The sequence below is a fragment of the Dellaglioa sp. CoH-57-MRSF-17 genome (assembly GCF_056782015.1).
This window is the reverse complement of record NZ_JBXAXY010000001.1, coordinates 343,031-363,443: the sequence shown is the minus strand read 5'-3', so window position 1 is coordinate 363,443 and position 20,413 is coordinate 343,031. Positions and strand designations below refer to the sequence as shown.

Genomic DNA, 20,413 nt, shown 5'->3' with positions numbered 1-20,413 from the left:
ACCTAATCTTCATCAATAATTTCTACATCAGCAGATAAATTTGTCATTTTTTGTACAACGCAATCATAACCACGTAAAATATTATCGGCTTTCTCAATGACAGTCGTACCATTAGTCATTAAAGCAACTTCAAGTAATGCAGCACCTGCACGAATTTCATCTGCATAAACAGTTTGGCCTGTTAATTCAGTTGATTGATTGATTCGAATAATGCCATCTTTTGATTCAATCTTAACACCCATTCGTTGCATTTCTGGAATGTGCTTAATCCGTTCAGGATAAAGTGTATCAATAATACGACTCTCACCTGTAGCCTTGAGCATAACGGCAGTAATTGGTTGTTGCAAGTCAGTTGCAAACCCAGGATATGGTGAAGTTGTCACTTCAATTGGGATAATTTTATCGCCACCAGGAACAAAAATACTATCTTCATTCACTTGGAAAGTAACGCCCATTTCACTAAGTTTAGCTAAAAATGAATCTAAATGTTCAGTAATAACATTCTTAATTAAAACGCCCTCACCCATTGCAGCAGCAAGTGAGATATAAGTACCAGCTTCAATACGATCTGGAATAATCGTATGCGTATTAACAGCTTTTAAGCTATCAACACCTTGAATTCTGATTTCACCAGTCCCCGCACCACGAATATGAGCACCCATATTATTCAAGAATGTTGCAATATCAATGGTTTCAGGTTCTTTTGCAGCATTTTCAATGATTGTGGTTCCTTTTGCACGGACAGCAGCCAATAAAATGTTAATTGTTGCACCCACTGAAACAAGGTCCATAAAAATACGGGCTCCCTTTAATCCTTCAGGGCCACTCGTAATAATCACTGCGTCTTCTTCTTCGATAACTTCAGCGCCAAGAGCTTTAAATCCCTTGATGTGTTGATCAATCGGACGTGGTCCAATATTATCACCACCAGGAAATCCAACAACTGCACGACCGAACCGACCTAATAAGGCACCCATAAAGTAATAAGAAGCTCTTAAACTTTTAATGGCACCACCAGGTAAAGGTTCATCCTTAATCATCGTAGGATCTACCATTAAGTTACCAGCGTTAAATTCAGACTTAACATTCATTTGATCTAAAATTTTCATTAAATTATGTACATCTAAAATATCGGGGACACTGTCAAAATGCACAGGTGTATCCGCAAGAATAGCTGCAGGAATCAATGCAACAGTACTATTCTTAGCACCACCGATTATTACTTCGCCAGACAGTTTTTTACCGCCTCTAATAATCATCTTTTTCATTTATTATTTCCTCACTTAAAAGTGCTTTCACAAATTGATTATAACTATATTAATAATAAAGAAAAAGTTCACGAAATACAATAGATATTCGCCACTTTATCCAAATATACAATCTTGCCTGATACTATTTTAATAATTGAGCCATATCAGCTGGGAGTTCTGATTCAAAAGCTAATTTTTTACCCGTAAATGGATCTTCAAAGCTTAATTTAGCAGCATGTAATGCCTGTCTATCAATACCTTTGTCCATCGGGCCATCATATAACGCATCCCCAACCAAAGCATGATGAATAAAATCAAAATGTACACGAATTTGATGTGTTCGGCCCGTAACTAACTTCACATCAACTAATGTGTAGTCTGGAAATCTCGTTACAACTTTATAAGTTGTTTCTGAGGCTTTTCCTTCAGCCATAACAGAACGACGAATTTCGCCTTCCTTTTTACCAATTGGTTCTTTAATATCTCCTTGATCACTTTTAACGTCACCTGCAACAATTGCTAAGTATGATTTTTCTAACTGACCATTACTTAATTGAGCAGCAATCAAACTATGTGCAAATCCATGCTTAGCTAATAAAACAAGTCCACTTGTAAAACGGTCTAAACGCGTAATAACATGTGGCACGAAACTACTTGAATGAGTTGCAATCAAATGGCCTTTAACACGGTTAACCAATGTTGTATCTTCATTAGATGGGCCTGGCACGGTTACCATACCAGCTGGCTTATCGACTACTAACCAGTTTTCATCTTCAAAGACGATATTTAATGGTTCATCACTTGCATGTATGGCATCGTTATCTGGTTCTTCTGGCAACGTCAAAATAACTTCATCACCATCAATCAGTTGATAATCCCAATATTCATTCTTTTTGTTAACTCGAACTTGTCCCTCGCCTTGTTTAATTCTGGCGATTAATCGTTTACTAACGCCAACCTCAATTAAAAATTTTTTTAAACTAATTGTGCCTTCACCATTGTTTGTTAGCGTAAATTGCATGTCATTATCCTTCATTTCTCGTCATAACGTTTATTCTCTATCTTATCACACTTGGTAGCCTATAAAAAAAGGCGATTATAATCGTTAAATTATAATCGTCTTTTTTTATTTTGTAATAAATAAATGTTTGCCCAATTCGATACTGTTTAATGCTTCAAAAGAAATCCCCCACGAATATCTCTTGTTAGTTCTCTATAATATAGAGTATACCGAATGATTCATGGGTTGTACTATCAAAAAAAAAACTAGAAACATTTTTACTGATAGTGTTTTCTATTCACGTTTAACAGTCGTTTCCCCATCTCTGGCATATCATTATCAAGTCCTAATGCAGTGATAATATACTTATCAAATGCATTGTTTTTATAATTTTTATTCATGAAATTAGTAACCACCATATCATATCGTTGACTAGAATCATAAATACTGACATTAACGCGTAAATTAATATTTAAATCTTGACTCATATTTCTGACAAATAATTCTTTAATTCGCTCGTTTGCATTTAAATCAACCCCAACTGTTAACATGGTTTCTTTTTCTAACAATCTAGCGCTAAAAATTTCGACCATTTTATTAATAAATGGCTGCCTGTATCGCTTATAGAAATCAGACCATTTTTTAGCTAATAATGGACTGTCGATTAATTCATCCATGGCAATCTCAACATGACGTCGAACTGAATGATTTGAATATTTTTTTCGATAACTATTCATCATGTAAGTTCCCACGGCATCCATCGTTCCATGAAAACAAAATGCTTCAGTACAAATTGGGTACAATGATTTACTAACATTTTCACCGATAATTTTAACATCTAATTTAGATTCAAATCCTTGTTCCAAATATTTAACAGCTTGTTGAAGTTTGGTGTTATTTGTGTGATTAATTGCAATAAAATCGCGGGACAAGTAAGCACTTGAAGGAACTGAAACAAAAGCAGTTGTCCAAGCGTAAAGTAGGGCGCTCTCAAAATGAACATCAATTTTATTTGAGAACTTAATATAAATATCTTGCATCTTTTCTTCAACTTGGTTAAATAGTGAATTATTTGCAATCATATCTGCTAAATCATCAGAAATCACCCAATTATCACGATCTTTTCGCATCATTCGATGAACACTGACCTTCATCCAAATTCTAGTCCTCATTAAATTACTATCATTCACATTGAAGTTAAAATATGTTTCAAATACTTTAATGTATTCAAGAATGACGCCCGCTTCTATCGTATCATTATAGTTAAAATCTGTCGCTAGAAATAGTGAATAGTAAAAAAATCTAATTTGTAATTCAGAACCAACTACCTCACCATGTGCAATTTTAATCTGAAATTCAGACAACAAATTATTAAGTTGCTTAATTCTTCTGAAGATAGATGATTCACTAACATTTAAACTAAGACTCAAATTTTCAATACTGCTATTTTCATCATAATAGAATGCCATTAAAATTTGGTAATTAATAGACTCTTTCACATACCGATAAACCGTTTCGTAAAAATTAATTTTGCCTTTACCTATAAATTGAATGTTATTCTTTTTTATGATCATATAGGGTTCATCACCTGAATTGAATTCGCCATCCAATTACTCTAGTGCAACTCGCAAAGCTGTATTTGAAACATTTAATCGATTACAGATTACTTTTCTTGATAACCCATGTTCATTTAATGATAGCAATTCAATAATTTCACATATTAAAAACTCTGGTCGATCCAGAATATCTTTTTTGTACATTTATTCCTCCGAGAATTCTCATAATTACCAGCATGTCAACTTTAGTAAGAATATTATATATTTTATTTTAACACAAAACATTAAAAAGAGAATTTTCTAACACTATCTTAACAATTATCGTTAACCAGTTAGTTTCTATTTGATTTCTAAATAAAAAAGATTAACTTAAATAAGTTAATCTTTTTACGTTTAAACTTGTTTAATAAACTTAACGAATGCTTGTTGGCCGTGGTCATCTTGTTTATAAACCCCAGCATCTTCAAGAACACGCATAAAGACTTTTCCAACTTCGTTTTGTACGAGCTCACTAACCGTCTCTTTAGAAATCATCGAATTATCACGCTTAATTTCATCAGCCCAAGTTTTATGATAAGCCGCCATGACATTTGGTTGATCTGTTAGATACTTCTCAACCTCTGTTATTTCAGTTTTCAAACGAGGTGGTAAAATAGCTAATCCCATAACTTCAATCAAGCCAATGTTTTCTTTTTTAATATGTTGAACATCAGCATGTGGATGATAAATACCATCTGGAAATTCATCAGATGTTTGATTATCTCGCAAGACTAAATCCAATTCATAACGACCGTCACGCATTCGAGAAATTGGCGTCACAGTATGATGTGGCGTACCGTCAGCATCTTTTGCCAAAATTTGTGCATCGGCATCACTATATTCTTGCCAAGACGTTAAAATTTTTGCTGCTAAATCAGCTAATCGTTCTGGATTTTCACCATTTAAACGAATGACTGACATTGGCCAGTTCACAATACCTGCTTGAATGTCATCAAATCCTGCAAATTGCATTGTTTGACTCATTTCTGCCTTTGCCATTGGAAAATCATGACGTCCACCTTGATAGTGTTCATGCGTTAAAATTGAGCCACCTACAATTGGTAAATCTGCATTACTTCCCGCAAAATAGCCCGGGAATTTTTTAACAATTTGAAGTAAATCTGAAAATGTCGTTTTGTTAATTACCATAGGTTCATGCTTTTCATCTAAGAAAATTGAATGTTCATTGAAGTAAGCATAAGGCGAATATTGAAAGCCCCATGTTGCATCCCCCAAATCAAATCGTACAATCCGATGATTGCGACGAGCTGGGAAATCTAGTCTTCCAGCATAGCCTTCATTTTCCATACATAATTGGCATTTAGGATAACCCGTTTGTTTCATTGTTTTAGCTAAAGCAATTTGCTTTGGATCTTTTTCAGGTTTAGATAAATTAATGGTGATTTCTAAATCACCATAATTTGTTGGTACCTGATAAGCAATGTTTTTCGCAATAGCCGCAACTTTGATGTAATCGTTAGCCTGACTTAATTCATAAAAATAAGCCAAAGCTTTCTCTGGGTCTTTTGCGTATAAATCCCAGAAATGTTTATTCACGTGACTTGGAATTGGTGTGACCAGATCCATTAATTTAGCACCAAGAATATCTTGCTCCGCGATTAGAGCACTGATTTTCTCGTTTTTGATTGCTAAATTAAGTAGCTCGTCTTTAACAGCAATTATTGTGTCAGAAACTGGTTCAGTTACTTCTATCTCTGATTCACCAACCAAATCTAAAACGACGTTTACTAAATAAATTTTATCATCTGTCGAATAAGTCGTTGGATCAAACTGAATAACTTTATCGACGAATTTTGAAATTAATTGTTTAGAATCCATGTTTTTCCCTCTATCTCTTTATGCTTAATCTAATTTTTTAGCGCCATCAGCAATTTCTGCTAAATAGAAACTTGGTGCATAACCGATTTTTTCTTCGTAGATACGACCCACTTCACTTTCAAATGCGTCAACTTTGTCTTTAGCAACAATGGCAATTGCACAACCACCAAAACCAGCACCAGTCATTCGAGCACCTAGTACTCCTGGTTGTTCCCATGCTGTTTCAACAAGTGTATCAAGTTCAATACCCGTTACTTCATAATCAAATTGTAATGAAACATGTGAAGCGTTAACTAATTTACCAAAACGTACTAAATCTTCATTTTTCAAAGCTTCTTGAGCCATAATCGTCCGTTGGTTTTCTGAAACTGCATGACGCGCACGTTTTAGAAGGTTTTCTTTTTGGATTAAGTATGTTTGTAAATCAAAGCTAGCATTGTCCAAATCACCTAATGATTTAATATCATTTTTCTCTTGTAATAATGCTAATGCTGCTTCACATTCACTACGTCGTTCATTATATTTAGAATCTGCTAATTCGCGACGTTTATTTGTATTCATAATAATAATAACGTTGTCTTTTAAATCAATTGGTACTAAATCGTAATCTAGTGTATTTGTATCCAGTAAGATAGCATGATTTGCTTTACTCATACCGACTGCAAATTGATCCATAATTCCTGAATTAACACCGATAAATTTATTTTCTACCATGACACCTGTTTTAACAAGATCAACACGATCAATGTCTAAATTAAATTGATCTTCTAAAATAACACCCATCAATAATTCAATTGATGCAGATGATGATAAACCAGCACCATTTGGAATGTTACCTTCAAGTAAAATATCTAATCCTTTATCAATAACATAACCTTGCTCTTTCAAGTAAACAATCATCCCTTTTGGATAATTAGCCCAGTTATGTTCTTTTTGATATGATAAATCACTTAAATCAAATGAGACAACGCCATTATCTTTAAAGTTATTTGACATGATATTAATTGTTGTATCATCACGTTTTGTTGCAACTGCATATGTGCCTAATGTAATTGCTGTTGGGAAAACATGTCCACCATTGTAATCAGTATGTTCCCCAATTAAGTTGATACGACCTGGTGAGAAGTAACTTGCATTTGCGTCCACACCGTAAACATCTTTAAATTCGCTCTTTAATTCATTAATTTTCATTATATTTTCCTCCAATTTATTAACCGCTTTCATTTTACTAAATATTTACTAAAATTACAATCTTTTTACGACATTCTTTTTATTATGGTAAACTGATACACATAACCAATCAATCAGGAGGTAGTCATGGCAACACTTAAAGACATTGCACAGTTGGCAAAAGTTTCTAATGCAACTGTTTCTCGCGTGTTAAATTACGATCAAACATTATCCGTTGGCGACGATACACGTAAACGAATCTTTGAAGCAGCTGAAAGTTTAAATTATTCAAAAAATAAAAAGAAATCCAGTACACCTCAAGGTAAGATTGCTATTATCGAATGGTATACAGAAAAAGAAGAATTAGATGACCTGTATTACCTTTCAATTCGAATTGGTATCGAACGTAAATTAATTGAACTCGGTTATGAAATTACACGTTTTTTCCAAAATGATCAATTTAGCGCCTTGACTGATACTCTTGGTGCTATTGTTATCGGTAAATACAGTGCAGCACAAATAGCCGGATTTAAAGAACTAAATTCTAATTTAGTTTTTGTTGATATGAACACACTAAATTTTGGTATTAGTTGCGTCATGACTGATTTCAAAACGCCAGTTACAACCGTTATTGACCATTTTAAAAAACAAAATTTAACTAAAATTGGCATGATTGCAGGACAAGAAAGTACATTTGATGATGTCAATTTAGGCCCAGATTCCCGCTTCACTCACTTTAAAAATCACTTAGAACGTACTAGCAACTACCATCCCGAATGGGTTTATACAGGCGATTTCACGCCAGAATCAGGTTATCAATTAACCTTGAAATTATTAAATGATCAATCAGATAATTTACCAGAAGCGTTGTTTATTGCAAATGACGCAATGGCTGTCGGTGCATTACGTGCATTAAATGAAATATCAATTAAAGTGCCTGAACAAATCAGTTTAATTAGTTTTAATGACACATCTATTGCTGAATATACTTTCCCAACGCTTAGTTCAGTTAAAGTTTATACAGAAAAAATGGGTCAATCTGCTGCAGAACTATTAGTCAATCAAATGTCGATGACTGAAATTATCCCTCAGATTATTACCATTGGAACAACCTTAACACTTAGGAATAGTTCCAAATAAAAACAACTGGTATTCAGAAATTAATCTGAACATCAGTTGCTTTTTATTTTTTATTACGACCAATTAACCAGAATACTAGACCAACAGCAAGTAAAATTAAACTACCCACTAACATGGTATTAAATGTGTCACTGATATAATTATTCACAATATCAGTAAAAACAGAAGCTTTACTAGACACAATACCAATTAGGCCACTGTACAAGGCAATTGCAGAACCAATTGAAACTAGAACACCACTCCAGATTGCACTGAATCCGACGTATTTAAGCGGTATAAAGAATGCCCGATTAATAGCCAGTAAGAGTAGCGCAAAAATAACAGAAGCTATTAAACTATACATAAAGGCTGTTTGGACTATTACTTTTACCGAACTAACTGTACTAGCAATTTTTGAAAGATATGGCGTTTGGATATTATTCGTCAAATATTCACTTAAATTACTTTTAAAAGTTGCGACAATCCCATCAATTTTAGCGCTAACCAACGGATTTGATGTGTCCGTTTTTTTCATAACGTTGCTAGCAACTTGATTGGTAATCTCAGTTGGATTGATGACAGTTTGTTTTCCAGCATATACGTTACTAAAACTATTTTTCGCAATGTTAGTAACTTGTTGATTCGTTAAAGCATCTTTAACAGCTGACGTTGGCACATCATTTAATGTCGCAATACTTGAAATACCATCATTCATCTGTCGTGTCACAAGTGTCACGTTCGAATCTGTTAAAATTTTTTCTTCAGTATAAGTTTGATTCAAAACGGTTATTTTTAAGACACTTGTCACAAATAGTACGATTAAACTAAGGCTCAAGAAGAAAGATATCCAGCCGTTTAGACCTTTATGGTTGTCTATCTGATAGGTCTCAGTATGTTGCTTTTGGAATTCTGCACGCATGATTCTATCCCCTTTTGTTAATTCTCAAATTATTTAAATTTTAACATTCAATTGTAGGTTAATTGTACGCGACATGATTGAAAAATGGTAGTTTGATTTATTAATCATGAAATTTTATCATTATGCCCCATTATGTTATTATCCCAGTAATTACTGTTTAACTTTTTCAAACTAGAAAGAGGTTATATCATGCCTAATAGCTTAGGATTAATTTTAAAAGAAACTCGCCAATCGCTACACTTAACTCAAAAAGAAGTTTCCAAAGATATTTGTGCGCAATCGATGCTTAGTGCTATTGAAAATAATAAATACATACCTAATGCACAGCTCTTAATCCAACTATGTCATAAATTATCGATTACTTTAGACCAAATAAGTCTTCTGGAAAATTTTGATATCAGTTCAGAAAATGAATTCAATGAACGTGTATCTAAGTTATGTAATCAACACCAATACAAAGAGTTACTCCAGTTTCTAAATAAAGAAACGGTTACCAATAATTTAAAAACGGATAAGCAACTTCAGGCATACTATTATTATATCGGTATTGCAACTCTACATACTGAAAATAAATTGATTGCTACCGAAAAATATATTAAGTTGTCCCTTGCTTCCAGTAATAAAATTCTGCCAGATACCCTTACCCGACTTGGTACCGTCTCTTTGGCCTTTATATATGCAAAGCAAAATTTACAAAATAAGGCTGAGAAATATATTGATCAGACTTTTATGGACTTTAATAAATTATTTTATGAAGAAAATCAAAATATTTTATTCTATTTGACAGCACTTATTTATTTTAAGCTCAATAATTTAACAATGTCTCTTAATTGGATAAACAAGTCTGTTAAATTCGCTACTGATCATAACTCACACTATATGTTAGCCAACTCTTTTTATTTAATGGCTCAAATTGCAAAAAGAGCAGAAGATAAAGATAATTTTTTAGCCGCTACTGAAAAGCAACAGCTACTAACTGGCCTTTTTAATGAACAAATTTATAAAAATATTTAGAATATCAGAATACTGATTTTTAATTTTTACTCAAATTGGATAGGATGAAGTCATCAAATAAAAGGAGGTTTCATCCTATGGAAAAACCACTATTTTCAAATGTTATTTCAATCAAATCAAGTAAAGAAAAAATCGCGTTGTTTTTAAAAAATCCGGAAACTTTACTGAAATGGATACCTGATATTATTCAGGTACAGCCAATTGACAACAATAAATTCAATATTCACAGAACAGATTCTGCTTTGAATAAAAATGAGGAAATTTCTGTTAGTTCAGAAAATGATACAATCTACTATGAAAGTACCGGAGGAAAACTCGAATACACTCTAATTTTTAATTTGACTAGTAAAAATGCAACAACATTATTAGAAGAAAATTTTTACTTGTCTGAAAATGATCATTCACATTTACCATTAAAATTACTCATGCCAATCGCTAAACATGCCTTTAATTCAAACTTACAAAGCTTTAAACGAATAATTGAAAACAACTAAAAAAGAGATTCCTGCAAGGAGTATGGCTAATTTTTGTTACTTCTTGGTAGCTTGTAAAATTAATCCGAACGCTGTTCGGACAAAAAAGGTCAGCTTCCTTTAAAATGGTGTTTACCACAAACACACTTTCTAGGAACTGATCTTTTGTCTAGTATAACCTAATCTGAACGAATTAAAATTGAAACTTTCTGTGAGTTAGAACTATCTAATTCTGAAATGACCATCATTTAAACCGTTCACCAGGTTTCAAATTATAGTTGCAGCGCCTTAATGATTTCAACTTTTTTAAACTATATAATATAGATTTTTGTTTCTAAAAATCGTTATAAAAAACAAATTTAACACCATCATAGCTGCCTTTCAAGAGAAAAATTTCAAATTCTTTTACACAAACGTTAATATATTGTTCTACATCCTCTTTTTTAAGTAAACCTGGAAAGTCTTCGATAGACATATCATCAAAATCAGCATCCAAGTCTTCAATAATTTCACTAATATCACGATCAATTATTTCGTTGACCCCAGTCGATAAGTATTTGTTATTTTTCAAAGTTACCAGTTTATATTGTTTTATCAGAATACCATTATAATAGTGAAAGTCTAAATAGAATCTTCGTAGCGCTTCATCCTTACTATAACTCATGTTTTCTAAAATATATTTTTTATAAACAGTTTTTAGCCAAATATCATCAGATATAAGATGAAGATAATATCCTAGTTGAAACGTATTCAAACATGTTCCATACTCCTCTAGAAACATGTTTGGAAACATATCATGTTCTCCATCTTCGCGTTTCACCATAAAGTGCGTAAGCTCTTTGGGTGTTCTCGAATTTTTGTTAACATCTGGAGTAATACTTCCAATTAAAAAATCATTTCCAAACCCATGCTTATTATTTATTACTTGTGCAATTGATAAATGCATTATTCTTGATCCCATTTGTCTAACATCCTTTTTTTACTGTGTGAGTATAATAATCTTGTAAGTATAATTTACTGTCATTTGCATAAAAACCCTCTTTAATCATGAGATGTGGCAACGCAACACAATTTTTCCCCATTGTAACACCTGGATATGTCATAGTGTAAGCTCCAATGCGACAGTGATCACCTATAATGGCTCCAAATTTTGAACTTGTTTTTAAATATGTTTTATCATCGAAAAAAATTTTTTTTGTTTTATGCCATCCAGTCGCGTCAATTTCATCATACAAGTTAAAGCTGGAAGTCGACGCATAAGCTGAAAAGTTTACATCACTTCCAATAAAAGACCGCGTTATTGTATTAAAGTGTGCAATATGCGTATCATCCAGAATCACACTATTAATAATCTCCGAGGAATGCCCAATTATAGTATTTTCCCCAATATAACAGCCACCTCGAATAAATGCACTTTTCCCAATCAATGCATTGTCTTTGATGACTGCTGGGCCTTTGATGTAAGCAAACCCCTGAATAATAACATTTTCACCGATATACACATTCCCCTCAATAATTGCACTCTTTGATATTTGGCTACTATTTGCAGTGTATGAATGATTTAATCTAGTTAGATCCACATAATTAAAATTATCCAAAAAATCAACAACAGTTTGCTTCAACATACCATTACGCAATCTCTCATCATTAACGTCTATAAAATTGTGTAAATCAACAACGTTCTTAGTTTTCATTATTTCCACCAGCTTTACTCAACTCTCCATTTAATAATTCCGTTTTAGTTCCAATCCAAGTTCTAATTGAGCTTAAACCATATTTATTGAACATATATTTTCTTTTCCTTAGCGTATATTTTTTAGCTTCTTCGGTGCTTACTGTATTTTTATTTTTTTCATGTGGATAGTGAACTGCAATCGCAGATCTATCAAGGATAAATCTAATATGATGCACAAATGCGTTAATAGCGAAATCTGCATCCTCTCCACCATAAGTTGTGTAAGCCTCATCGAATCCTCCGATTCTTTGATAGGCATCTTTTGATATTCCAATATTACATGACCAACCAATTACCCATGGTGCTGGCCACTTAGACAAATCATCTCCCATTGACTGGTATACTGATTCACGGCGATCATACGCATTTAAATTCAATAATACTTGAATCGTGCCATCGACATCCGCCGCATTAAAGTTATCAATAATTGCCTGTTTATATTTATCATGATCATCAAATCCCGCAACATAACCAATCACAAAACTATTTTCATTATTTACTAAAATTCTATGGTACTCACTCACAAATGTACTACAAACTGCAATACCAGCATCAATAAATACGAGATATTTACCCCCAGAGATATTTGCTCCAGCATTTCTCGCTTCAGAAACCTTAAATCCATTATCCGACTGATAATAGTACTTAATATTCAGTGATGTCTCAAATGCCTTAACAATTGAGATTGTTTCTTCAGACGATCCATCATCGACAACTATTACTTCAAAAGTCGTATTATTCAGTTTTTGTTTAAGTAGTGACTGCAAACTAATTTCAAGTAATTTATTCCGATTGTAGGTTGGAATGATTACGGATATATCAAAATTTTCCATTACTATGCGCTCCCTTTAAGACTAACTTAGTGCTATTATTTTCGTACAGCTTTAAAAACGGTGTGTAAACAACAAAAGACATAATGATAATTACGATTTGAAACACAACATATTTATAACTTCCTAGCAAAAAGCCTGAAATTAATGGTGGTGTTATCCACGGAAGAATGACACCGTTAAACGGCGGAATAACTCCATATAGAATACAAAGATATAAAGACATTCCGGTAATAACTGGAATAAAAATGAACGGTACTACCATGTATGGATTCAATACAATTGGTAGTCCAAAAACTATTGGTTCGTTAATATTAAATAAACAAGGTACAAAAGCACCTAATCCTAGCTTGCGATTACCTGACTCTTTTGAAAAAATAATCATTGATAGAATAAGCCCTATACTAATACCGCTTCCTGTCATAGTAATAAATTGATTTAAAAACTGTTGAGTTACTATATGCGCTCCATTCACTATTGTTAGATTATGGTGTGCTGCTATAATCGACTGGTTTTCAATAGTATTTGTCAATAAAATCGGTGTTATTACTCCACCAATAACGGAATTACCGTGAATGCCAAAAAACCAAAAAACTGAAATCAATGCCGAGATAGAAATCACACCAAAAAACGTGTCCGATAAGTTTTGTAAAGGAAGCTGCAAAAGAGTATAAATAGTCTCTACGAAGGTTCTTTTTATGATAAATTGAAATACAAATTGAACGACACCTATAACAATAAAACAACAAAACATCGGAATTAAAGACTCAAAAGCTATTCCAACATTACTCGGTAAATCTTTAAAAACTTTATTTCCAATCCTTAAGTTAACAATCTTTTCAAAGAAAATAGGGATGAGTATTCCGATTAACATCGCTGCAATAATCCCCTTGCTTCCAATCCAATCAATGGTTATATTCTTTACTATTTTTACATTTTCTGCTCCACAAAGAACTAAAAATGAAATTAGTGCGGTAATAGTTGTTTCTAGTTTTAATTTTTCGTTTTTAGTCATCGAAAAAGCAATTCCTAAACAACTTACTACACCTAAAATGTTGAACGAAAAAGTAATCAATCGATTCATTAAGACTTTCAAATCGGGATTAATATCAAATTGTACAAGAATAATGAAAATAGAACTTACAATTGTAATGGGGATGGTATATATCATCCCATCTTTGATTCCAGTCAAAATTCTGGAATTGAAGAAACGATTAGTTGCCGATGTAAGCGATTTCATTTATTCTACTTCTTTCTTCACATAATTACTTATATCACTGTATACATTTATTAAATATCTAGCAGCAGTCTTGACAGGCAACGGACTATCATTATAAGTAAATGACTTATTAATGCTTTGAAGCATTGTTATATCATTATAATCATCTCCGACAGAATACACATTATTAATATTTACTTTTTTTATGTTAACCAACCAATTAATTGCAGTACTCTTATCAATACCCACACGCGTAATGTCTAAGTATTTTCCATTGCGATTGAAATTCAATATTCTTTTCGTTGCTATTTTCTCACTTATAGCATTGATAATTTTAGTACTTGCTACGACAGTAATTGAACAAATATTATCCGAGCTAGGATTTAATTTATCGAAACTACGTAATTCATTGTCACTACTTGAAATCATAATTCGTTCGATTGAACTCAAGTATTTATTAATTATTTCTTTTATCGCATTGATCTGCTCCCCGTTCAGATAGAATGCTTTAATAATCTGACCTCTACTATCAATTACTATTGAGCCATTTGATGCTAGAGCGTAGTTAAACTCAGGTAGACCATATTTTTCTTTCGCATTGACTATCGATTTTGGAGATCTTCCGGTGGCCACAACAAAGAGATCATTTTCTTTGTTGTGTTTCGCAATAGTCTCTCTTGTATTCTTATCTACAAAGTCACCTCTCAAAATCGTTCCATCAAAATCACTAACTAGCATATTCATTTAATCACCCCTACATATTATTTCCGCGAACCAAATCTTTTTAACCCCCATATCATTTTTACTCCTACACAGTTCGCTACACCCACATTATTTACCTAATGTCTAGATATTTCAAGGGAATTTTTTTATATATGTTATTTTGAGATTTTGAATCAGTATTAAATAACCACTCGGTTCAATTTTAATACCGCTCAGATTTAAAGATTAACTGATTATTCTTTTAAAAAGGGCTCTTTGTCAACTGGTGTTGGTGGCGGAATACTAAGGTATTTGTCGAAAGACAGATGCCTTTTCTTATGCAAAATTAATTCAATTCGGGTAAAGAAATGCTGGTTATTTTTGAATCCATAACAATTACGTTTAAGGTAGATTGTGAAAAACTATAATCGTTTTCTATTTCTTCTTGTCTTATTATCATTGTTGCATCCTCCTTTCCATACTTTATTTATTACTTCAACACATATCGCGTATTGTCCCACAATATCACTGCTAGTTACGATCACAAACTACTCTACTTTATGCTATCCTATTTTAAAATCGGTTAAAAAAAAGTATATTGCAGGAATCTCTTTTTTAGTTGTTTTTATTTAAATGAACATCTAAGACAAATTTATTATGATTGCTCACAAATCTTGACGTCGAATATTCAAAGGCGCGGCCTTTTTGATCATAAGCGATTTGATCAATTACAAAAATTGGACTATCCAAGGAAACTTCTAAAACTTGACTAGTTTCTTTGTTTGCTGGTTCAGCATAAACCACTCGTCTTGCATCTGTTAACTGTAAGTTCGCGTGACTCCCTAAATAGTCATACACGGATCCTGATAATACCTTTTCATCGATAGGCGCAATTGAGACCGGCATCACTGAGTGCTCAAAACTATAGACCTTTTTATTAATCAATCTAACCCTTTTAATTTCATAAACTGGATCATTAGATAATATTTGTAGATTTTTTTGTTCTATTTCTGTTGGTAATCGGGCATTAAAATGTATTAATTTACTTGATATTTTTTGATCTCGATGTGAATATGTGACACCAACAGGTAAATCTAGAGGCAACATCTCCGTAGATTGACTATCCATTCTTGGTCGCACATACGTCCCTGACCCTTGCTTACTATAAACTAATCCTTCATCAATTAGTAAATTTAATGATTTTTTTAACGTTAATCTAGAAACTTGGTATTTTTCGGTTAATATTTCTTGAGTTGGCAGTAAAGCCCCGGCACGATAATGATTTGTTAAAATATCTCGTTTAATATCTGAGTATATTTCTCGATATCTGTACATTTGTCTACCTCATTTCTATACATTTGTATATACATATTATATTATATAATTTAATTTGTAAACACGTTTCATTTAAATATGTATTTACAAATTAAAAAGATGTTGTTATACTTTGTTTATAGAAAGCGCTTTCTATAAACAAAATTAAAAGGAGTCTTTATTATGCATTTTAACTTAGAAAAAATCCAGGGGCCACTCTTAAAAGTTTCAGCATGGGTTGAAAGAAATACCATTTTACAAGCTATTAAGAATGCCTTTGTTAGAACAATTCCGTTTACTGTTGTCGGATCATTCTCAAATCTAATCAAAATGGAACTTGATGCATTAATTAAAGCAAAAGATATTCATAATGTCATTTTAACAAGTATTAGTGACTTATTCGGCTACATTGGTACTGCTACTCTTGGTATTGTTGCACTAATCGTTGTTTTTTCATCAGCATACTCGTATGCAATGGAATTAAAAAAGGACGAAAAAAATAAAGGTTTAAATCCAATTATTGCCACATTATTGGCATTCGCAGCATACTTCGTCATGATTCCTAATAACGTTAACTTTTTGGATAGCAAAGCTAAAGTTGTTGAAGGTTTTTCAACTTCATTCTTTAGTTATGAAGGTATGTTTACAGCCTTAATTGTTGGAATGCTTGCCGTTTCGTTGTTCGCTCGATTCGCAAGAAGTAAGTTCACGATTAAAATGCCTGGTAACGTACCACAAAATGTTTTCGATTCATTTTTCTCATTAATTCCAATTTCCGAAGTACTTATTATTTTTGGTATCGTAAGAATTACAATACAGTCACTTGGCTATGTTTCATTAGTACAAATGATTGCTGATATTGTTATCTCACCAATGTTAAGCGTTGGTGTTGGGCTTCCAGCTATTATTATTGTTATTTTATTAGAACAAATCCTTTGGTTCCTTGGTTTACATGGTTTCAATATCGTCTGGGGCGTTATTTCAGCCTTCTGGTTACCACTATTCCTTAAAAACGTTGCAAAATTTGCTGAAACTCAAAGTTTTGCTGATATTTCAATTTCACCTAATACAATGACAAATGTTTACGCCATGATTGGTGGTTCTGGTGCAACATTTGGTTTAATTATTGCAATGCTGATTTTCACAAATAAAGGTGAAAAAGAGCGAGAAGTTGCAAAACTAGGTTTCATTCCAAGTTGTTTTGGTATTAATGAACCTGTTATTTTCGGTTTACCTATTGTTTTAAATCCACTAATGTTCATTCCATGGATTGTTGTACCTGTCACAAATGCAATTATTGCATATGTTGTAACTTCAATCGGTTGGGTTGTACCTCTTGTAGTTTTAAATTCTGGTAATGAACCTATTTTCATTAGCACTTGGGTATTAGGTGCATTCCATCTAAGCCCAGTCGTTTTAACTGCTGTTTTAGTTGTCTTAGATACTGCACTATATGCTCCATTTGTTATTATCAACCAACGCCATGAACGTGCAGAAGCAAGAAAATTGGATGCAGACATGGTTACAGAATAATCTGAATTTAATTCAAGAGAAGAAAGGGTGTTTCATTTGAAACAGATTCATGCAATCGCACATACTCATTGGGATTTTGAATGGTATTTTACACGTCAAGAGGCTCGAATTCAATTTGCCTTCCATATGGACGAAGCTTTTGAGGCATTATCTAAAAATGAACTAGATTATTATCTATTAGATGGACAGATGTCAATTATTGATGATTATCTAAATACAGCTCCAGAAAAAGAAGATCTTATCAAAAAATATGTTTCTATGGGTCGTTTACTCATTGGACCTTGGTATACTCAAATTGATGAAATGGTTACTTCTGGAGAATCTATTGTTCGCAATATCAGAATTGGATCAAAGCTAGCTGACAATTTAGGTGGCGTAATGAAAGTTGGGTATCTCCCAGATTCATTTGGACAAGGACAAGATATGCCAAAAATATATAATGGATTTGGTATTAATAGCACCGTTTTCTGGCGTGGGTTCCCTACAGAAAACGATTCCCGCTATTTTTACTGGACAAGTAATGACTCCTCCAAAGTTTTAGTTGCTAATATTAAAAATGGCTATTATGCAGGTGTAGATTTAGTTGAAAATGATAACTTTTTCGATTTAACGGAGAAAATCTCAACGAATACTACATCTGACAATCTTGTTTTACCAATTGGTGGCGACCAGCGAGCTATCGATCATAATTTAAAAGATAGACTTGCAACTGCTAATAGTGTTCTTTTACAATCTGATTCTGTTATTCAAGAAAGTACGTATCCAAAATTTTTTGATGCATTAGCTAAGGAGTCCAATTTACCATCATTTAATGGAGAATTCATTGATCCATCAGATTCTAAAATACATCGAGGAATCTATTCTTCTCGTTACGATTTAAAACAGCTTTACGATAAATTAGAACGGAGAATGACTTATGAAGTCGAGCCTTTAATGGCTATTGCTACACATCAGGGTATATCTGAAAAGCAAGGTTTAATTGATGATATTTGGAAGACTATTGCCCGTGGACAAGCTCATGATAGTTCCGGTGGCTGTAACAGTGATAAAACAAATCAAGATATCTTACATCGTGGAATTGTGGCAGATCAATTATCTCTTTCACTCAAAGATTATCTACTTCGTAAACTAAGTATTTCTATTTCAGATAAAAAACAATTAAATTTATTTGCTTGGAATCCACTTCCTTTACCAGTTAATGAAATTCGTGAATTCGAAGTTAGTACTTCTTTTGCTAATTTTAATCTTAAAACAATAGACGGCATTGATGTTCCTTTTGATATTATTTATCAAAAGGAAGAAAATGCAGCAGTTTTACGCCGTGATCAAACTGAAATGACTGATGATTTTTATTATATTACTAAAATTGCTTTTAAAACGATCATATCAGCTACAGATTGGACTGGCTACTGCATTCAGTCCGTCTCTGAAAACAACCCAGTAAATACATTAGAAGTATCTACTGATATTCAAAATGATTTCTACAAAATTTCTTTTGATGACGGGCAATTAAATCTTAAAACAAAGTTTGATAATCACTCATATTCTAATTTTATGACAATTGAAGATAGCGGTGATGAGGGTGATACGTATGACTACTCTCCTGCATTCAAAGATTGGTTATTAACTTTAGATTTTTCAAAATCTGATTCAATAACATTTAAATCAGGAAAATTATATCAAATTATGTCAATTACTGGTTCGTGGACCTTACCAATCAACTTAGAGGAGCGTGCACTAAAAACTAAAACTGGTCGATTAAATTATCAATTAACATTAACATTAACAAAAAATTCTAACGTTATTAAATTTAAGATGCACATTGATAATACTATTCTTGATCATCGTATGCGACTTATTTTAAATACACAATTAACGAATGTCGTTAGCTCGTTCGCAGATACCCCATTTGGTATCATTGAACGTCCTACTGAAGACAAACACCTTAAAGACTGGGAACAAATTGGTTATAAGGAAGAACCAACAAGTATGCGACCAATGATTCATTTCGCTAATTCACATAATAAAGAAGTAAGTTGGTCTTTTCTAACCTTAGGTACGAAAGATTTTCAATTAATTGATAAATCTTTTGATAAATTAGCGATTACATTGTTTAGAGGAGTAGGTTTCTTAGGACGTCCTGACTTAATGCGCCGTCCCTCAGATGCTTCAGGTCTACAAACAAAAATTGTATCAACTCCGGATAGTCAATTAAATAAAGAATTAATATTTGAAGGTGGGCTAGTTGTTGAAGCTGACTTCAAGCCTATTGAACTTCAAAATAAGCATCGCCAATTAAGTCAAAATGAACTTTTCTATCAAGATCAAATAATAAATCGCTTCTCAACACCTTTACAATATTTCATGATGAATCCAGCAAAGACTAACGTTAATCACAATTCAATTATGTCCGTTCAAAATTTAAAGGTCATTATGAGTAGTTTTTCAATATCAGATGATAAAACTGGATTTGAACTTCGTCTTTATAATCCAACTGATAACGTTATCAATCAACCTGGCAATCTCTCATTAAATACTACTTGTAACATTGCTGAACTCGATTTAAATGGTAAAGTTAGCCATTTCATTAATTCAAAAGTTACCACCGTTGATTTACTATCGTTTGGTCCAGGAGAAATTAGAACTTACGGTATCTTTCCAATTAAATAAGTAATTATGATAACTTACGATTTGAGGTATT

Annotated in this window: 18 protein-coding genes; 5 read left to right on the top strand and 13 right to left on the bottom strand. The window is 32.7% G+C overall.

All coding sequences use genetic code 11. The annotated features are described in order from the left end of the window. Nucleotides 1–2 precede the first annotated feature (2 nt). From AC1RPJ_RS01670 to AC1RPJ_RS01645, 6 genes are all read right to left on the bottom strand, one after another. Nucleotides 3–1,268 (bottom strand): UDP-N-acetylglucosamine 1-carboxyvinyltransferase, encoded by a 1,266-nt coding sequence (locus AC1RPJ_RS01670; RefSeq protein ID WP_481760867.1) that lies wholly within the window; start codon nt 1,266–1,268, stop codon nt 3–5. Between the two features lie 124 nt (nt 1,269–1,392). After that, on the bottom strand, nt 1,393–2,271 hold the full coding sequence (locus AC1RPJ_RS01665) for an RluA family pseudouridine synthase (RefSeq protein WP_481762396.1): 879 nt from the start codon (nt 2,269–2,271) through the stop codon (nt 1,393–1,395). A gap of 257 nt (nt 2,272–2,528) precedes the next feature. After that, nucleotides 2,529–3,824, bottom strand: a complete 1,296-nt coding sequence (locus tag AC1RPJ_RS01660; RefSeq protein WP_481760869.1) for a helix-turn-helix domain-containing protein — start codon at nt 3,822–3,824, stop codon at nt 2,529–2,531. 36 nt (nt 3,825–3,860) lie between these two features. After that, nucleotides 3,861–4,010 (bottom strand): hypothetical protein, encoded by a 150-nt coding sequence (locus tag AC1RPJ_RS01655; protein WP_481760870.1) that lies wholly within the window; start codon nt 4,008–4,010, stop codon nt 3,861–3,863. A gap of 189 nt (nt 4,011–4,199) precedes the next feature. Then, nucleotides 4,200–5,684 carry a UDP-glucose--hexose-1-phosphate uridylyltransferase gene (galT, locus tag AC1RPJ_RS01650; RefSeq protein WP_481760871.1) on the bottom strand — a complete coding sequence of 495 codons (1,485 nt, stop codon included), beginning with the start codon at nt 5,682–5,684 and terminating at the stop codon, nt 4,200–4,202. 24 nt (nt 5,685–5,708) lie between these two features. After that, nucleotides 5,709–6,875 (bottom strand): galactokinase, encoded by a 1,167-nt coding sequence (locus AC1RPJ_RS01645; protein ID WP_481760872.1) that lies wholly within the window; start codon nt 6,873–6,875, stop codon nt 5,709–5,711. 126 nt (nt 6,876–7,001) lie between these two features. Between AC1RPJ_RS01645 and AC1RPJ_RS01640 the strand changes: the two genes are divergently transcribed. Further along, nucleotides 7,002–7,994, top strand: a complete 993-nt coding sequence (locus tag AC1RPJ_RS01640; protein ID WP_481760873.1) for a LacI family DNA-binding transcriptional regulator — start codon at nt 7,002–7,004, stop codon at nt 7,992–7,994. Nucleotides 7,995–8,037: 43 nt separating this feature from the next. Here AC1RPJ_RS01640 and AC1RPJ_RS01635 read toward each other — a convergent pair whose 3' ends face one another. Beyond that, entirely contained in the window at nt 8,038–8,892 is an 855-nt protein-coding gene (locus AC1RPJ_RS01635; protein ID WP_481760874.1) for a hypothetical protein, read from the bottom strand. Nucleotides 8,893–9,081: 189 nt separating this feature from the next. Between AC1RPJ_RS01635 and AC1RPJ_RS01630 the strand changes: the two genes are divergently transcribed. Together AC1RPJ_RS01630 and AC1RPJ_RS01625 are read left to right on the top strand one after the other, a co-directional pair. Further along, on the top strand, nt 9,082–9,906 hold the full coding sequence (locus AC1RPJ_RS01630) for a helix-turn-helix domain-containing protein (protein ID WP_481760875.1): 825 nt from the start codon (nt 9,082–9,084) through the stop codon (nt 9,904–9,906). 77 nt (nt 9,907–9,983) lie between these two features. Beyond that, on the top strand, nt 9,984–10,400 hold the full coding sequence (locus tag AC1RPJ_RS01625; protein WP_481760876.1) for a hypothetical protein: 417 nt from the start codon (nt 9,984–9,986) through the stop codon (nt 10,398–10,400). Between the two features lie 313 nt (nt 10,401–10,713). On the opposite strand, the gene AC1RPJ_RS01620 is transcribed toward AC1RPJ_RS01625, so the two are convergent. The 6 genes from AC1RPJ_RS01620 to AC1RPJ_RS01595 all read right to left on the bottom strand — a co-directional run bounded on the left by AC1RPJ_RS01620 (nt 10,714) and on the right by AC1RPJ_RS01595 (nt 16,200). Continuing rightward, complete coding sequence (locus tag AC1RPJ_RS01620; RefSeq protein WP_481760877.1) at nt 10,714–11,340, bottom strand: hypothetical protein; 627 nt, start codon at nt 11,338–11,340, stop codon at nt 10,714–10,716. A gap of 4 nt (nt 11,341–11,344) precedes the next feature. After that, nucleotides 11,345–12,073 (bottom strand): DapH/DapD/GlmU-related protein, encoded by a 729-nt coding sequence (locus tag AC1RPJ_RS01615; protein ID WP_481760878.1) that lies wholly within the window; start codon nt 12,071–12,073, stop codon nt 11,345–11,347. Beyond that, entirely contained in the window at nt 12,063–12,947 is an 885-nt protein-coding gene (locus AC1RPJ_RS01610; protein ID WP_481760879.1) for a glycosyltransferase, read from the bottom strand. The genes AC1RPJ_RS01615 and AC1RPJ_RS01610 overlap by 11 nt, the downstream gene beginning before the upstream one ends. Then, complete coding sequence (locus tag AC1RPJ_RS01605; protein ID WP_481760880.1) at nt 12,934–14,184, bottom strand: PTS sugar transporter subunit IIC; 1,251 nt, start codon at nt 14,182–14,184, stop codon at nt 12,934–12,936. The genes AC1RPJ_RS01610 and AC1RPJ_RS01605 overlap by 14 nt, the downstream gene beginning before the upstream one ends. After that, nucleotides 14,185–14,907 carry an HAD-IIB family hydrolase gene (locus tag AC1RPJ_RS01600; RefSeq protein WP_481760881.1) on the bottom strand — a complete coding sequence of 241 codons (723 nt, stop codon included), beginning with the start codon at nt 14,905–14,907 and terminating at the stop codon, nt 14,185–14,187. 573 nt (nt 14,908–15,480) lie between these two features. After that, nucleotides 15,481–16,200: a GntR family transcriptional regulator gene (locus tag AC1RPJ_RS01595; protein ID WP_481760882.1), complete on the bottom strand. Its 720-nt coding sequence runs from the start codon at nt 16,198–16,200 to the stop codon at nt 15,481–15,483. 162 nt (nt 16,201–16,362) lie between these two features. On the opposite strand from AC1RPJ_RS01595, the gene AC1RPJ_RS01590 reads away from it, so the two are divergent. Both AC1RPJ_RS01590 and AC1RPJ_RS01585 read left to right on the top strand, forming a co-directional pair. Next, the gene (locus AC1RPJ_RS01590; protein WP_481760883.1) at nt 16,363–17,712 is read left to right on the top strand and encodes a PTS sugar transporter subunit IIC; all 1,350 of its coding nucleotides are present in this window, start codon (nt 16,363–16,365) and stop codon (nt 17,710–17,712) included. Nucleotides 17,713–17,748: 36 nt separating this feature from the next. Next, on the top strand, nt 17,749–20,382 hold the full coding sequence (locus tag AC1RPJ_RS01585; protein ID WP_481760884.1) for a glycoside hydrolase family 38 N-terminal domain-containing protein: 2,634 nt from the start codon (nt 17,749–17,751) through the stop codon (nt 20,380–20,382). Nucleotides 20,383–20,413 lie beyond the last annotated feature (31 nt).

Excerpts from the sequence above, each read along its gene's own strand:
- AC1RPJ_RS01655 (WP_481760870.1), bottom strand. The coding sequence starts at position 4,010 with ATGTACAAAAAAGATATTCTGGATCGACCAGAGTTTTTAATATGTGAA.
- AC1RPJ_RS01630 (WP_481760875.1), top strand. The coding sequence starts at position 9,082 with ATGCCTAATAGCTTAGGATTAATTTTAAAAGAAACTCGCCAATCGCTA.
- AC1RPJ_RS01595 (WP_481760882.1), bottom strand. The coding sequence starts at position 16,200 with ATGTACAGATATCGAGAAATATACTCAGATATTAAACGAGATATTTTA.
- AC1RPJ_RS01605 (WP_481760880.1), bottom strand. The coding sequence starts at position 14,184 with ATGAAATCGCTTACATCGGCAACTAATCGTTTCTTCAATTCCAGAATT.
- AC1RPJ_RS01610 (WP_481760879.1), bottom strand. The coding sequence starts at position 12,947 with ATGGAAAATTTTGATATATCCGTAATCATTCCAACCTACAATCGGAAT.
- galT (WP_481760871.1), bottom strand. The coding sequence starts at position 5,684 with ATGGATTCTAAACAATTAATTTCAAAATTCGTCGATAAAGTTATTCAG.
- AC1RPJ_RS01670 (WP_481760867.1), bottom strand. The coding sequence starts at position 1,268 with ATGAAAAAGATGATTATTAGAGGCGGTAAAAAACTGTCTGGCGAAGTA.
- AC1RPJ_RS01590 (WP_481760883.1), top strand. The coding sequence starts at position 16,363 with ATGCATTTTAACTTAGAAAAAATCCAGGGGCCACTCTTAAAAGTTTCA.
- AC1RPJ_RS01660 (WP_481760869.1), bottom strand. The coding sequence starts at position 3,824 with ATGATCATAAAAAAGAATAACATTCAATTTATAGGTAAAGGCAAAATT.
- AC1RPJ_RS01640 (WP_481760873.1), top strand. The coding sequence starts at position 7,002 with ATGGCAACACTTAAAGACATTGCACAGTTGGCAAAAGTTTCTAATGCA.
- AC1RPJ_RS01620 (WP_481760877.1), bottom strand. The coding sequence starts at position 11,340 with ATGGGATCAAGAATAATGCATTTATCAATTGCACAAGTAATAAATAAT.
- AC1RPJ_RS01635 (WP_481760874.1), bottom strand. The coding sequence starts at position 8,892 with ATGCGTGCAGAATTCCAAAAGCAACATACTGAGACCTATCAGATAGAC.
- AC1RPJ_RS01615 (WP_481760878.1), bottom strand. The coding sequence starts at position 12,073 with ATGAAAACTAAGAACGTTGTTGATTTACACAATTTTATAGACGTTAAT.
- AC1RPJ_RS01600 (WP_481760881.1), bottom strand. The coding sequence starts at position 14,907 with ATGAATATGCTAGTTAGTGATTTTGATGGAACGATTTTGAGAGGTGAC.
- AC1RPJ_RS01665 (WP_481762396.1), bottom strand. The coding sequence starts at position 2,271 with ATGCAATTTACGCTAACAAACAATGGTGAAGGCACAATTAGTTTAAAA.
- AC1RPJ_RS01625 (WP_481760876.1), top strand. The coding sequence starts at position 9,984 with ATGGAAAAACCACTATTTTCAAATGTTATTTCAATCAAATCAAGTAAA.
- AC1RPJ_RS01645 (WP_481760872.1), bottom strand. The coding sequence starts at position 6,875 with ATGAAAATTAATGAATTAAAGAGCGAATTTAAAGATGTTTACGGTGTG.